Below are 14,190 nucleotides of genomic sequence, written 5' to 3' on the forward strand. Positions count from 1 at the left end.
GAAGTGACAAATTGAATAGGAAGGACGTATACAGATGTTCAAAAAAATTGCGGCAGATGCCTTGGGCTTATCTGATATCGGAAAAATTATCGAACCTCAGGACTATGACAAAACAGACGCAGATGACTATGTCATGCATGAAGATAATGAGAAAATTTATTTCTTGATTAAAACAAAAGCAGACGAGTATTGCTTTACGAACCTGGCCCTGATCCATGTGGACGGCGAACGCGCCACTTCCTCAAAACGAACGTTGAAACGCTATCCTTATTCGCAATATAAAATCTCTGACGTTTTTCTTGAAACTGCCGGAAAAGTGGATTTGGATGTTGAAATTAAGTTCAAGCTGGGCGGTGAACAATTCGACATTGATGTCCACAAAGACCAGATTGAAAAGTTAAAAGACCTTTATAAAGCACTGCTTCGCATCGCTGAAACAACCTATGAAAATGACATTTTAATCAATCAAGCGGAGCAAAGCTTAGATAAAGCAGTGACGATTCTTCACCATACCCGCCCTGAGCACGTCAATATTGAAACGCAATACAAAGAGCTGACCGAATTCGGATTCACTTGGCTGACATCCGTTCGCTCGCAGTATCATATTAAGGATTTTGGGGATGTATTTGAGAAATATATTAATAACTAGATAAAAAAAGACACAGCTGCTATCGTGCTCGTGTCTTTTTTTGTATGAATATTGATTACTTTACAACTTTTTTCTTTTATAATAAAACTATTAGTCTATTTTCCCTATATTACAGATAAAGGAGTTATTTTATGTATTGTCCTCAATGCGGCCATCAAACAGATGGCGGAAATTTTTGTGAGAAATGCGGATCACCGCTCCCCGGTCAATCAGGCCACCAGCATGCAGCTCAAACTGGAGCCGCTGCAAAGCAAGCAGCAAAACAGTTCGGTTCATTTGTCTTATCCGTCCTGAAACGCCCTTATCAGGAATGTAAAGCAACAGGCGGAGAACAGCTGATCAGCGCAATCATTACGATGGTTCTTTTCAGTTTGCTGACCCCTTTGATGTTTTATATTCTTTTTTCAGACGGTCCCGGAAGCGTAAGCTTTACAGCAATCTTCTTAGAGCCAACCATTTATTTTATTTTATTTCTATTTGGCCTGCATGCATGCATCTTTTTCGCCCTGAAAATCGCGGGAAACCAAGTGTCTTTCAAGGATTCATTCTCAAGATTCGGAGCATTTCTTATTCCTTTTACGGCTATTTTGATTCTTGCCCTTTTCTTCTTTTTATTACATACAGACATTTGCTTTACCATATTAGCCGTTGGTTTAATCGGTGCATTCTTCGCCATTCCTCCTGCGATGCTGAGCAGTTACCAGCATTCATATAAAGGGAAGGTTGATGTCATTTACTCAACGATTGTGATTTATCTGATCATCTGCGTTACATTTCAGCTTATTATCGAACACTATGTCAAAGAAATTTTCCGTTATATGCTCTTTTAAAAACAACCCCATCACCTGCTGGTGATGGGGTTGTTTTATTGAATAGACGTTAAGTAAATTCTTCCGTTCTTCACTACGCCGGTGTAGGTCCAGTTATATGTTCTGAGCTTTGGACTGCCGCCTGATTTTGTGATATAGAATTCTTCATACGTCTTAATCGTGATAGCCGACCCATTTTGGCTCCAGCTTTTCACTTCATAGTTATTAAAGTCTTCTGTTGTCCCCTCTTTATTTAATTTCGACACGAGATGCTGCTGGTCGGAATAAAGGGAACTGCCTTTTTCAAGGCTGTCTTCCATCAGTGAGAAATTATTTTGATTCACGGCATCTGCCTGACTTTGCAGATAACTGCCCATAAATAATGTCACTTGTTCATCTGTAACATCGCCGCTTGCAGAGCTTTCACTGCCTTTGTTTTTCGAGCCAGCCCAGGCGGAAGTGTATGTCTCTGGTTTATCATTTTTGATTTTCTTTATATTTGTGCCTGCAGATTCGAATGTTGATTCTGCATCTTCGAAAATCCACTTTTTCTGTTTTTTATCATATGAAAGAAGATATTCATAACTCGGACTGTCGTCAGTCATTTCAGATTTTGTATAGTCGTTATACGAAGAAGACTGGTGAAGTTCTTTTCCTGTTACCGATACCTGCCACGTTCCGTCGTTTTTCTGAGAGAGGGCAAATGTGTCCAGGTCAAAATCAGTTTCCAAGTATCTATCTTTTAAGTATGAATCCGCGCTTTTCATAGAATCGACGGTGTCCTTCGTCTCCGCCTTCCAATTGGCACTTGCCTCTGTCATCTGGGCTGTATTCCCATCAGATAGAGCTTTGGAGTATTGTTTTGTTGTTTTGACAATTGTGTTCATAATCTGTTCCTGTGTGTCTTGATCAGGAATTAACGTTAACTCCATTTCTTTATCATCGATCGGAACGCCGGCAGTTTTTGTTTTTCCCCACGGAAATTCTGCCTCGACTGAAGCTGCCATTGATCCATCTGTCAGCAGCGGACCATATGTTACGGATTTGAACGGATCTTTATGAATTGATTTACCGTTAATCAGCAAATCTCCCTTCCCGCTCTTGATGTCATCCGCTAAGCTGAATGTCACATCGTCTGCTTCCAATGAGAGATCAACACGAAAGCTGTTATCGCCAACCGCCTGAATGTCTTCCTTTTTCACAAGGTCAACGACATCGTTTTTCAGTTTGGCTGAGACTGTATATTCGCCGGGAATGTACGGACCGAGGGTTTGTGCTTGATCTGCTTTCTTTACAGATCCGGCTTCCTCTTTATTGACATATAAATCGGTATTTTTATAATTGCTGCTCACTTCAAAATAAACAGGTGCTACCTTTAAGTCGTAATGGTCAAATACCAGCAGGCTTTTTCCGTCTTTTTCTGCGTATACGATATCCTTCTGGGCTGTTTCCTCACGGAGCGATGCAAAAAGTTCATCTTTTTTGTCTGGATGATCCTTCAAATATGTAAGAAACGGTTTTACATTATTTTTAGTGAGTTTAAGATTGTCATTTACCGGTGTAAGCAGAGTCGCGATTTGGTCCTGATCCCCATCATTTACGGCCTGTTCAAACTTGTCTACTAACCTATCCTTTGAAGTAAAATACGCTCCGGTTTTATATGCGGCGAATAATATAACGCACGCCGCGGCAATGCTGCTCCATAAAATGATGGTTTTCTTAGGGATCGGTTTTCGCGGAGCCTGCCTCGTTTCTGCAGTGCTAGCTGTTTCTTGATTTGCCTGTTTGCTGCCCCCTCCGATCGGGGTGCCGCATTGTTTACAAAACTTGGCTCCTTCATTATTCTGGGAGCCGCAATTCTTACAAAATAACATGACTTTCCTCCTATTCTACTAATTTGATAACATTTACTGCTTTTCATATTTTATAATAAAACAGAATGAAATTGGGAACGAATGAAAAAATTAAATGTCTATCAGACTAAAAAGGTGGAATGAATATGCAAAAGCTCAGGATTGAATTAGGAGAAGAAACAAATGACGAATTATATGATCTATTGCTGCTCGCCGATCCATCGAAAGACATTGTAGATGAATATCTTGAGAGGGGAGAATGTTACACAGCTTGGGCCGGTGATGAGCTTGCAGGGGTTTATGTATTGCTAAAAACAAGGCCGCAAACAGTTGAAATTGTAAATATTGCGGTAAAAGAATCTCTTCAGAAGAAAGGCTTTGGCAAACAGCTTGTACTTGACGCCATCGAAAAAGCGAAGAAGCTGGGGGCGGACACGATTGAAATCGGCACAGGGAATTCCAGCATTCATCAGCTTTCCCTCTATCAAAAATGCGGATTCCGCATTCAGGCGATCGACCACGATTTCTTTGTCAGACATTATGATGAGGACATTTTTGAAAACGGGATTCAATGCCGCGATATGGTGAGGCTTTATTTGGATCTCTGAAAGCATAAAAAAGCCGCCGAGAGAAAATCCCGGCGGTCTTTTTATTACTTGTTTAAGTTGTAGAAAGAGTTGATACCATGGTATTGAGCAGTTTCAGCCAACTGATCTTCGATGCGAAGAAGCTGGTTGTATTTCGCAACACGGTCCGTACGAGACGGAGCACCTGTTTTGATTTGTCCTGCGTTTGTTGCCACAGCGATGTCAGCGATTGTGCTGTCTTCCGTTTCACCAGAACGGTGAGAGATAACAGCTGTGTAGCCTGCGCGTTTCGCCATTTCGATCGCATCGAATGTTTCAGTCAATGTACCGATTTGGTTTACTTTGATCAGGATAGAGTTGCCTACGCCGTTTTTAATACCTTCAGAAAGTTTTTTCGTGTTTGTAACGAAGAGGTCGTCACCAACAAGCTGAACTTTTTTGCCAAGACGCTCAGTAAGAAGCTTGTGGCCTTCCCAGTCGTTTTCGTCAAGTCCGTCTTCGATAGAGATGATTGGGTATTTAGAAACAAGCTCTTCATACCAGTCAACCATTTCAGCAGATGTTTTCACAACGCCTTCGCCAGACAGATGGTATTTGCCGTCTTCTTTGTTGTAGAACTCAGAAGATGCAGCATCCATAGCAAGTTTAACTTCTTCGCCAGGTTTGAAGCCGGCTTTTTCGATTGCTTCAACGATTGTTTGAAGCGCTTCTTCGTTAGAACCAAGGTTTGGAGCGAATCCGCCTTCGTCACCTACAGCAGTGTTTAAGCCTTTTGCGCTTAATACTGATTTCAGGCTGTGGAAGATTTGAGCGCCCATGCGAAGTGCTTCACGGAAGTTAGGAGCACCTACAGGCATGATCATGAATTCTTGAATATCCACGTTGTTATCAGCATGCTCTCCGCCGTTTACGATGTTCATCATCGGTACAGGAAGCGTTTTTGAGTTGAATCCTCCAAGGTATTGGTAAAGAGGAATCTGTAAGAAATCAGCAGCAGCACGCGCACAAGCCATAGATACGCCAAGGATTGCGTTCGCACCAAGTTTGCCTTTGTTTTCAGTACCGTCAAGCTCGATTAAAAGCTGATCGATTGCGTTTTGTTCAGTTACATCAAAGCCAAGAAGCTCTGGAGCAATGATTTCGTTTACGTTGTTAACAGCTGTTAACACGCCTTTTCCAAGGTAACGGTCTTTGTCGCCGTCACGAAGCTCAACCGCTTCGTATTCACCTGTAGAAGCTCCGCTTGGCACTAATGCGCGGCCGAAAGCTCCTGTTTCTGTATATACTTCAACTTCAACTGTTGGGTTGCCGCGGGAGTCTAATACTTCGCGTGCATAAACATCAACAATGTATGGCATGAGTTTTGTCTCTCCTTTTGATTTTCAAATTATTTTTGAATTAAAGATGTTCCTGTCATTTCTTTCGGTTTTTCAACACCAAGAAGGTCTAATAACGTTGGTGCAAGGTCGCCTAGGATTCCGCCTTCACGCAGCGTAATGCCTTCTTTCGTTACAATCACAGGGACTGGGTTTGTTGTATGCGCAGTGTGCGGTTCGCCTGATTCTGTAATCAGAATGTCAGCATTACCGTGATCAGCGGTAATGATGGCATGTCCGCCTTTAGCAAGAATCGCGTCAACGACTTCGCCCAAGCATTCGTCCACTGCTTCAATTGCTTTAATTGTTGGTTCAACCATTCCGGAGTGGCCGACCATATCAGGGTTTGCGAAGTTAAGAATGATCGCGTCATGCTTGTCAGCTTCAATTTCTTTGACAAGCGCGTCTTTCACTTCATACGCACTCATTTCAGGCTTCAAGTCATACGTTGCAACTTTAGGCGAGTTGATGAGAATACGCTCTTCACCCGGGAATTCAGCTTCACGGCCTCCGCTCATAAAGAACGTGACGTGCGGATACTTTTCAGTTTCTGCAATTCGAAGCTGTTTTAACCCGTGCTGAGATAATACTTCTCCGACTGTGTTATCAAGATTTATCGGTTTAAACGCTACATAGCCGTCAACTGTTTCACTGAAGTGAGTCAGGCAGACGAAATACAGGTTCTTTGGATAATTCTCGCCGCGGTCGAAGTCACGGAAGTCTTTGTTTGTGAACGTGTTGGAAATCTGGATGGCGCGGTCCGGTCTGAAATTATAGAAAATCACAGAATCGCCGTCTTGGATTTTCGCAACAGGCTCACCGTTTTCTTTTGTGATGACAGATGGAATCACGAATTCATCGTAGATACCATTTGCATATGAATCATCAACAACATCCAGGGCGCTGCGGTAAGATGGGCCTTCGCCGTACGCCATTGCGCGGTACGCTTTTTCTACACGGTCCCAGCGTTTGTCGCGGTCCATAGAGTAGTAACGTCCGGAAATGCTGGCGATTTCACCTACACCGATTTCCTTGATTTGATCGTTCAACTGGTTGATGTACGTTTTCGCTGTCTGCGGACCTACATCACGACCGTCAAGGAAGCCATGGATATAAACCTCTGTCAGCCCTTCTTTTTTCGCAAGCTTTAACAGTGCGAATAAATGATTGATATGGCTGTGCACGCCTCCGTCAGATAAAAGACCGAACAGGTGCAAGGCTTTGTTGTTTTCTTTCGCGTTGCTGATCGCGTCAAGGAATGTTTGATTGCGTTCGAACTCTCCTTCGCGAATGGCAACATTTACGCGTGTTAAGCTTTGGTACACAATACGTCCCGCACCGATATTTAAGTGACCTACTTCGGAGTTCCCCATTTGCCCTTCAGGAAGACCTACAGCCTCGCCTGAAGCAGTCAATGTTTGATGAGGATACTGGTTCCAATAGCGGTCAAAATTCGGTTTTTTCGCTAAAGCGACTGCGTTCCCTACTGTTTCGTTACGTAATCCGAACCCATCAAGAATGATGAGTGCAGCTGGTTTTTTACTCATATTGACCTTCCTCCAATAATTGAACGAATGACTGTGGCTCAAGGCTCGCGCCGCCGACCAAAGCACCGTCAATATCGGACTCTGCCATATATTCTTTAATGTTTGCAGGCTTTACGCTTCCGCCATATTGGATGCGAAGCTTGTCTGCAGCTTCTTGGCTGAAGCTTTCAGCGACGGTTTTACGGATATGCGCACACACGTCATTCGCATCTTTCGCTGTAGAAGATTTGCCTGTTCCGATTGCCCAGATTGGCTCATACGCAATAACAGAAGCAGCAACTTGTTCTTCAGAAAGACCAGCAAGGCCTTTTTTCACTTGGTCAGCAACAAGATCATTTGTTTTGCCGGCTTCACGCTCTTCAAGCGTTTCACCTACACAGATGATCGGCACAATGCCGTGTTTGAAAGCTGCGTGTGCTTTTTTGTTAACTGTTTCATCAGTTTCAGCGAACATTTCACGGCGCTCAGAGTGGCCGATGACGCAGTAGTCAACGCCAAGGTCTTTCAGAGCAACCGGGCTGATTTCGCCTGTGAACGCGCCGCTTTCTTCGAAGTGCATGTTTTGAGCGCCGACTTTTAGGTCAGTGCCTTTCACAGCAGAAGCAAGCTTTTCTAAGAAAAGCGCTGGCGCGCAAACAACAGCTTCAGCTTTGTCTGCTGCTGGAATGGAAGATTTCACTTCTTCAACGAAGCTGACAGCTTCGCCGAGTGTTTTGTTCATTTTCCAGTTACCGGCGATAATTGGTTTTCTCATCTGTTCCACTTCCTTATAGCAGTTTTGAGATTATTTATCGTTCAGTGCAGCTACCCCTGGAAGCTCTTTGCCTTCCATAAACTCAAGGGATGCGCCGCCGCCTGTTGAGATGTGGCTCATTTTGTCAGCAAGGCCGAATTTTTCAACCGCTGCCGCAGAGTCTCCTCCGCCGATGACAGAGTATGTATCTTTCGCCTCTGCCAATGCTTCCGCAACCGCTTTTGTTCCTTGAGCGAACAAGTCGATTTCGAATACGCCCATTGGTCCGTTCCACACGACAAGTTTGCTGTTTTTGATGACGTCAGCATACGTTTCGCGTGTTTTCGTACCAATGTCGATTGCTTCTAAATCACTAGGGATTTCAGAGATCGGCACAATTTTCACGTTTGCATCGTTAGAGAAATCATCTGCAACGAGTACATCTTCAGGCATGTAGAAGTTAACGCCTTTTTCTTTAGCGCGGTCCATAAATGATTTCGCAAGCTCGATTTTATCCTCTTCAAGAAGAGATTTCCCGACTTCATAGCCAAGCGCTTTTACGAAAGTATAAGCAAGACCTCCGCCGATGATCAGGTTGTCTACTTTATCAAGAAGACTTTCGATTACACCGATTTTGTCTTTTACTTTCGCTCCGCCGATGATCGCTGTGAACGGGCGGTCAGGATTGGAAACCGCTTTTCCAAGTACATCAAGCTCTTTTTCCATTAAGAAACCTGCAACTGCTGGCAGATGCTCGGCAATTCCAGCTGTAGATGCGTGAGCACGGTGGGCAGCACCGAATGCGTCATTTACATATACATCTGCAAGCTCAGCAAATGCTTTTGCAAGCTCAGGGTCATTTTTCTCTTCACCAGGATAGAAACGTACGTTTTCCAATACAAGAACGTCTCCGTCCTTCATCTCAGAAATTTGTGCTTTTACAGCATCGCCGTATGCTTCATCCGCTTTTTTCACTTCTTTGCCAAGCAGTTCGCCGAGACGTGCAGCGACAGGAGTTAAACGAAGCTCCTCAACCACTTCGCCTTTCGGGCGGCCTAAGTGGCTCGCAAGAAGGACTTTTGCGCCTTGGTCTGCAAGGTGTTTGATTGTTGGAAGCGCAGCACGGATACGTGTATCGTCTGTTACTTCCCCGTCTTTCATTGGAACGTTAAAGTCAACGCGGCAGAATACAACTTTGCCTTTTACGTCGATGTCTTTGAGAGTTTTTTTATTCATGCCTAGGAGATCCTCCTTCAAAATGGTTTGCATACAGCACGAAAAACGTGAAACCGTCTGTTCAAGCGATAACTCCGCTAGGGCAGATCGCAGTCTTTTTCGGCACAGGGCAGTTCGTCTAAAAGCCAGGGCAGCGGCCTTAGGCGAAAGCGCCGGCAAAGCTGCTTAAAACGCGGTCGTTTCTCTATCACAGAGCGTTTTCTGAAAGCCGGTCTTCATGGAAAAAGGGAAAGGGAGTCCGTCCCCTTCCCTTGTCCGCTTTCATTATAGCGCTTCTATTCGAAAGAACCAAGTCAGGTCCTTTTTCAGCTATAAATTAAAGACCTTTTTTTGCGATGTAAGCTGCAAGGTCAACAACGCGGTTAGAGTAGCCGCTTTCGTTATCGTACCAAGAGATTACTTTTACCATGCTGCCTTCCATAACCATTGTAGAAAGAGCATCGATTGTAGAAGAGTTTTTGTTTCCGTTGTAGTCGCCAGAAACTAATGGCTCTTCGCTGTAGCCAAGGATTCCTTTAAGGTCGCCTTCAGCCGCTTCTTTAAGAGCTGCGTTTACTTCTTCAGCTGTTACTTCTTGGTTCAGTTCAGCAACCAAGTCAACTAGAGAAACGTTTGGAGTTGGAACACGCATTGCTCCACCGTTCAGTTTGCCTTTTAGTTCAGGAAGAACTAGAGAAACTGCTTTAGCAGCACCAGTTGATGTTGGGATGATGTTTTCAGCTGCTGCACGCGCACGACGGTAGTCTTTGTGCGGAAGATCAAGGATTTGCTGATCGTTTGTGTAAGAGTGAACAGTTGTCATCATACCGCGTTTGATGCCGAATTTATCGTTAAGTACTTTTGCAAACGGCGCAAGGCAGTTTGTTGTGCAAGATGCGTTAGAGATAACATCGTGGTTAGCCGCATCGTATTTATCTTCGTTAACACCCATAACGATTGTGATATCTTCTTCGTTAGCAGGAGCAGAGATGATTACTTTTTTCGCGCCAGCTTCTAAGTGTTTCGCAGCGTCTGCGCGTTTTGTGAAGAAACCAGTAGATTCAACTACGATTTCAACGCCTTGTTTGCCCCAGCTAAGTTTAGCAGGATCGCGTTCTGCAGAAACTTCAATTGTTTTGCCGTTAACAACAAGGTTGTTACCGTCAACTGAAACTTCAGCGTCTAATTTTCCGTGTACAGAATCATATTGTAAAAGGTGAGCCAGCATGTTAGCATCTGTTAAATCGTTAACCGCTACTACCTCAACTTCAGGATTGTTTAATGCTGCGCGGAATACGTTACGTCCAATACGACCAAAACCGTTAATACCGACTTTTACTGCCATGATTGTTTCCTCCTTTAAATAAGTGAGAGATATTTATATTGAGGGATTATTCATCCCTTAATAACTTCTTTGCGGCTCCTTCGTCTGTGACGAGAACCGTGTTGCGTGGCTTTTTAAAGTAAGCCTCGATCGCCTCGGCTTTTGATGATCCGCCCGCTACCGCAATAATATCGGGAATGGCATCTATGTCATCCAGCTGCATTCCGACAGAATGCACTTTGTGAACCACTTCGCCGTCCGCGTTAAAATAGTAGCCGAACGCTTCCGTCACCGCGTCGTTATCATCTATTTTCTTTAAGTCTTCTAAAGGCGTGTTTCTGCGCTGAGCCATAGTTTTAGCTTCGCCGATTCCGTGAACCAGCATACTCGCTGATTTAATGGTGTTCAGCACCTCTTTGACAGAAGGCTCTTCAATAATAGATGAATAGGCGCCTTGTGACAGCTGTCCCGGAACAAACAAAAGCCGGTAAGTGCCTGAAGCCTTCTCCGCCATATGCGCGCATATGGTGTTCGCCTGGTTTTTCACGTCTTCGCCTAAACCGCCTCTTGCAGGCACAAACAAAAGCTCGCGGTTTTTAGAATCCGGCGTCATCATTTCGGCGACAGCTTCAATTGTCGTACCGCCAGTTACAGCGACGATATTTTTGCCTGAAAATCTTTTTTTCATACATGCGACAGCCGCTCTTCCCATTTCTTTTTTGACCCATGGGGATTGATCGCTGTCTCCGGATACGATAATGGCATCCTTTAGATTTAAACGTTCTTTTAATGTCTTTTCCAAAAGAGTCAAACCTAAAACATCTTTCATCGTATCTTCCAAAACAGAAAGCAGTTCATAGCCCTCTTCTGTCAATGTCATGCCGTTTGTCTTAATATCGACCAGGTTCTGTTCCTTTAAAAACTGAACCTCGCCCCTCAGCACACGCTCGCTGATTCCGAGACTGGCAGACAGGCTTCTTCGCCCGATGGGTTCTGTCAGCCTGATATACTGCAAGATTTCAAACCTCTTTTGCATAACGAGCAGAAGATCAGGCAATAATTTTTTTTGAGCTTGTATTAACTGGTTCATGACTCAAACGTTCCTTCCTTTTTTGCTGGACATTATATGTCCCGCTATGACAAAAAACGTCCCGTCATAGCCAAAAAAAATCATTTCTGCTTTCTTTAATTATTTTAACAGGGTGGAATTGTTTATTCAACTGTTAAGAGCCAATTCATCGACAATATTCGCAGAGTTTTCATGCCGCGTCGTTTTATCCAGCAATATTTTATCCTATATATCTTTATCTTATACAGAAAGCGCCAAATGGTGCATCCCAATATAAACAGCCCTTCCCGTAGAAAGGGCTGTTTCATTAAAGCGTTTTCATTTTATCCAAAGCTTTTCAATTTCTTCTAGCGATTTGTTCTTCGTTTCCGGACAGATCGTAACGACAAACAGGAAACAAAGGATGTTAATCACCGCAAAGATCCAAAATGTATAGGCGAGCCCGAAAGAATCAATCATCATTGGCACAAACTGTCCGATCGCCCAGTTTGCTCCCCATAAAAAGATGGTCGCAATGCCCGCGGCCCGCGCACGCAGATGGTTCGGGAAGATTTCAGAAATCATAATCCATGTGATCGGTCCGACCGAGACACAGAAAGCAGCGACAAAACCTAATATAAGGACGATCATCATGATCCCGCTTGTTAACTCAAAATAAAACGACGTCCCGATTAAAATCATAAAAATAGCCATAAAAGCAGAACCGATGGACATCAGTTTTTTTCGTCCGACTTTATCAATCAGCAACACCGCAATAACGGTAAAAATAACTTCTACAACCCCGACGATACAAGTCGTCACAAATCCGGCGTTTTGCCCGAATCCCATCATTTTAAAGATTTCCGGCCCGTAGTAAGTAATCGCGTTCATGCCGATGACTTGGTTAAACAGCGCCAGCAGGATTCCAATGACAAGCGCCTTTCTGAGCCCCGGCTTAAACAGCTGGGAGAGCGACCCCATTTGTTCTATTTTTAAAGAGTTCTCAATGTTCTTTAATTCTTCTTTTGCAACAGTTTCTCCATTAATACGTGTCAGTATCTTTAAAGCTTCATTTGTTTTGCCCGCTTTCGCCAGCCATCTCGGACTTTCCGGGACGACGAGCAGGACAAGGAAAAAAATGACGGACGGCACCATTCCATAAGCAAGCATCCATCTCCAGCCGGTGTGCACACCCCATTCGTATGTTCCGGACCGCTGCACAGCTAGATTAATAAAGTATGTTGCGGAAATCCCCAGTATCGTAAAGAGCTGATATAAGGAAGATAAACTTCCGCGTATGGCGGGCGGTGCCGCTTCTGTAATATACGTAACAGAGAGCGATGAGCCCATCCCGATTCCCAGCCCCCCGATAATCCTTGCAATGATTAAGGTGGACACGTCTTGAGAAAGCGCTGAAACGATTGCTGATATCGCAAATAACAAAGCGGCTGTCATTAAAATTTTTCTCCGGCCGAATCTGTCACTTAAAAATCCGGATATCCCGACGCCCACAACTCCTCCAATCATAATGCTTGAAATGACAAGTCCCTCCATAAACGGACTCAGGCTGTATAAATCTTTCAGAAAACCGATGGCGCCAGAAATCACTGCCGTGTCATAGCCATACAATAAGCCGCCAAGCCCCGCCGCACATGAGATCAAAATGACAAATCCCATTGAATGGCTTCGTGTTACAGGAACATTTGGTTCTAATTGAGTTGGAGTATTCTTCATTTCCCTGCCCTCCCGAATGTTGAGTAAAGCGTTTACATTATACTTTTTAATTGTACGTACTTATATTAAAATTTAACGAAAATTACATTTAATTAGTACGTACAAATATAGAATAATCTTGTTTGCATTTTCTGTCAATGTTTTCTTACAAAGAACGCTGTGATATACTGGAATTTGTCCGTATACATTTTGGAGGAATGGATATGTTACCAAAATACGCGCAAGTAAAAGAAGAAATCAGTTCTTGGATTAATCAAGGCAAAATACTGCCCGATCAAAAAATCCCTACCGAAAACGAATTAATGCAGCAATTCGGCGTCAGCCGGCATACCATCCGCAAAGCGATCGGAGACCTCGTATCACAAGGTCTGCTGTACAGCGTGCAAGGCGGAGGCACCTTTGTCGCTTCACGCTCTGCTAAGTCAGCGCTGCATTCCAATAAAACGATCGGTGTTTTGACAACCTACATATCAGACTATATTTTCCCGAGCATCATCAGAGGAATCGAGTCCTATTTAAGCGAGCAGGGGTATTCTATGCTTTTGACAAGCACGAACAACAACCCGGACAACGAAAGAAGAGGCTTAGAAAACCTGCTGTCCCAGCATATTGACGGACTCATCGTAGAACCGACAAAAAGCGCCCTTCAAACCCCAAACATCGGCTATTATCTGAACTTGGAGAAAAACGGCATTCCTTTTGCGATGATTAACGCGTCATATGCCGAGCTTGCCGCGCCAAGTTTTACCTTGGATGATGTGAAAGGCGGGATGATGGCGGCGGAGCATTTGCTTTCTCTCGGCCACACGCATATGATGGGTATTTTTAAAGCTGATGACACACAAGGCGTGAAACGGATGAACGGATTTATACAGGCGCACCGGGAGCGTGAGTTGTTTCCTTCTCCGGATATGATCGTGACATTTACAACGGAAGAAAAAGAATCAAAACTTCTGGAGAAAGTAAAAGCCACACTGGAGAAAAACAGCAAGCACATGCCGACAGCCATTCTTTGTTATAACGATGAAATTGCGCTGAAGGTGATTGATATGCTGAGGGAGATGGATCTTAAAGTGCCGGAAGATATGTCTATCGTCGGGTATGATGATTCACATTTCGCCCAAATCTCAGAAGTGAAACTAACCTCTGTCAAACATCCGAAATCAGTGCTTGGAAAAGCAGCCGCCAAATATGTCATTGACTGCTTAGAGCATAAAAAGCCGAAGCAAGAGGATGTCATATTTGAGCCTGAGTTGATCATTCGCCAGTCCGCACGAAAACTGAATGAATAAAAAAAGCAATGTATGGGTCTCCC

General features: G+C 43.9%; 12 protein-coding genes. 4 read left to right on the top strand and 8 right to left on the bottom strand.

Annotated elements, in window-relative coordinates; all coding sequences use genetic code 11:
- Window positions 1-34: 34 nt before the first annotated feature.
- Window positions 35-649, top strand: coding sequence for a PH domain-containing protein (locus tag NSU05_RS17110; protein ID WP_003243118.1), 615 nt, complete (start codon window positions 35-37; stop codon window positions 647-649).
- 131 nt (window positions 650-780) lie between these two features.
- Entirely contained in the window at window positions 781-1,479 is a 699-nt protein-coding gene (locus NSU05_RS17115) for a zinc ribbon domain-containing protein (protein WP_029318392.1), read from the top strand.
- A 35-nt stretch (window positions 1,480-1,514) separates the two neighbouring features.
- On the opposite strand, the gene NSU05_RS17120 is transcribed toward NSU05_RS17115, so the two are convergent.
- Window positions 1,515-3,332: a zinc ribbon domain-containing protein gene (locus NSU05_RS17120; protein ID WP_038429650.1), complete on the bottom strand. Its 1,818-nt coding sequence runs from the start codon at window positions 3,330-3,332 to the stop codon at window positions 1,515-1,517.
- A gap of 119 nt (window positions 3,333-3,451) precedes the next feature.
- Here NSU05_RS17120 and NSU05_RS17125 point away from each other — a divergent pair, with 119 nt between their 5' ends.
- Window positions 3,452-3,919 (top strand): GNAT family N-acetyltransferase, encoded by a 468-nt coding sequence (locus tag NSU05_RS17125; protein ID WP_072692768.1) that lies wholly within the window; start codon window positions 3,452-3,454, stop codon window positions 3,917-3,919.
- 44 nt (window positions 3,920-3,963) lie between these two features.
- Here NSU05_RS17125 and eno read toward each other — a convergent pair whose 3' ends face one another.
- The 7 genes from eno to araE all read right to left on the bottom strand — a co-directional run bounded on the left by eno (window position 3,964) and on the right by araE (window position 12,875).
- The gene (eno, locus tag NSU05_RS17130; RefSeq protein ID WP_003228333.1) at window positions 3,964-5,256 is read right to left on the bottom strand and encodes a phosphopyruvate hydratase; all 1,293 of its coding nucleotides are present in this window, start codon (window positions 5,254-5,256) and stop codon (window positions 3,964-3,966) included.
- A 29-nt stretch (window positions 5,257-5,285) separates the two neighbouring features.
- On the bottom strand, window positions 5,286-6,821 hold the full coding sequence (gpmI, locus tag NSU05_RS17135) for a 2,3-bisphosphoglycerate-independent phosphoglycerate mutase (RefSeq protein WP_014480918.1): 1,536 nt from the start codon (window positions 6,819-6,821) through the stop codon (window positions 5,286-5,288).
- Window positions 6,814-7,575, bottom strand: coding sequence for a triose-phosphate isomerase (tpiA, locus tag NSU05_RS17140; protein ID WP_003243394.1), 762 nt, complete (start codon window positions 7,573-7,575; stop codon window positions 6,814-6,816). Before tpiA ends, gpmI begins: the two co-directional genes overlap by 8 nt.
- A gap of 30 nt (window positions 7,576-7,605) precedes the next feature.
- Window positions 7,606-8,790 carry a phosphoglycerate kinase gene (locus tag NSU05_RS17145; RefSeq protein ID WP_003243051.1) on the bottom strand — a complete coding sequence of 395 codons (1,185 nt, stop codon included), beginning with the start codon at window positions 8,788-8,790 and terminating at the stop codon, window positions 7,606-7,608.
- 316 nt (window positions 8,791-9,106) lie between these two features.
- Window positions 9,107-10,114, bottom strand: a complete 1,008-nt coding sequence (gap, locus tag NSU05_RS17150; RefSeq protein WP_003219957.1) for a type I glyceraldehyde-3-phosphate dehydrogenase — start codon at window positions 10,112-10,114, stop codon at window positions 9,107-9,109.
- A gap of 46 nt (window positions 10,115-10,160) precedes the next feature.
- Window positions 10,161-11,183 carry a gapA transcriptional regulator CggR gene (cggR, locus tag NSU05_RS17155; RefSeq protein ID WP_009968188.1) on the bottom strand — a complete coding sequence of 341 codons (1,023 nt, stop codon included), beginning with the start codon at window positions 11,181-11,183 and terminating at the stop codon, window positions 10,161-10,163.
- Between the two features lie 297 nt (window positions 11,184-11,480).
- Entirely contained in the window at window positions 11,481-12,875 is a 1,395-nt protein-coding gene (gene araE / locus NSU05_RS17160) for an arabinose-proton symporter AraE (RefSeq protein WP_003243899.1), read from the bottom strand.
- 203 nt (window positions 12,876-13,078) lie between these two features.
- Here araE and araR point away from each other — a divergent pair, with 203 nt between their 5' ends.
- Window positions 13,079-14,167: an arabinose utilization transcriptional regulator AraR gene (gene araR / locus NSU05_RS17165; protein WP_003243070.1), complete on the top strand. Its 1,089-nt coding sequence runs from the start codon at window positions 13,079-13,081 to the stop codon at window positions 14,165-14,167.
- The last annotated feature ends 23 nt before the right edge of the window (window positions 14,168-14,190 follow it).

This window comes from Bacillus sp. EU52, assembly GCF_037964975.1.
Lineage (GTDB): Bacteria > Bacillota > Bacilli > Bacillales > Bacillaceae > Bacillus > Bacillus subtilis.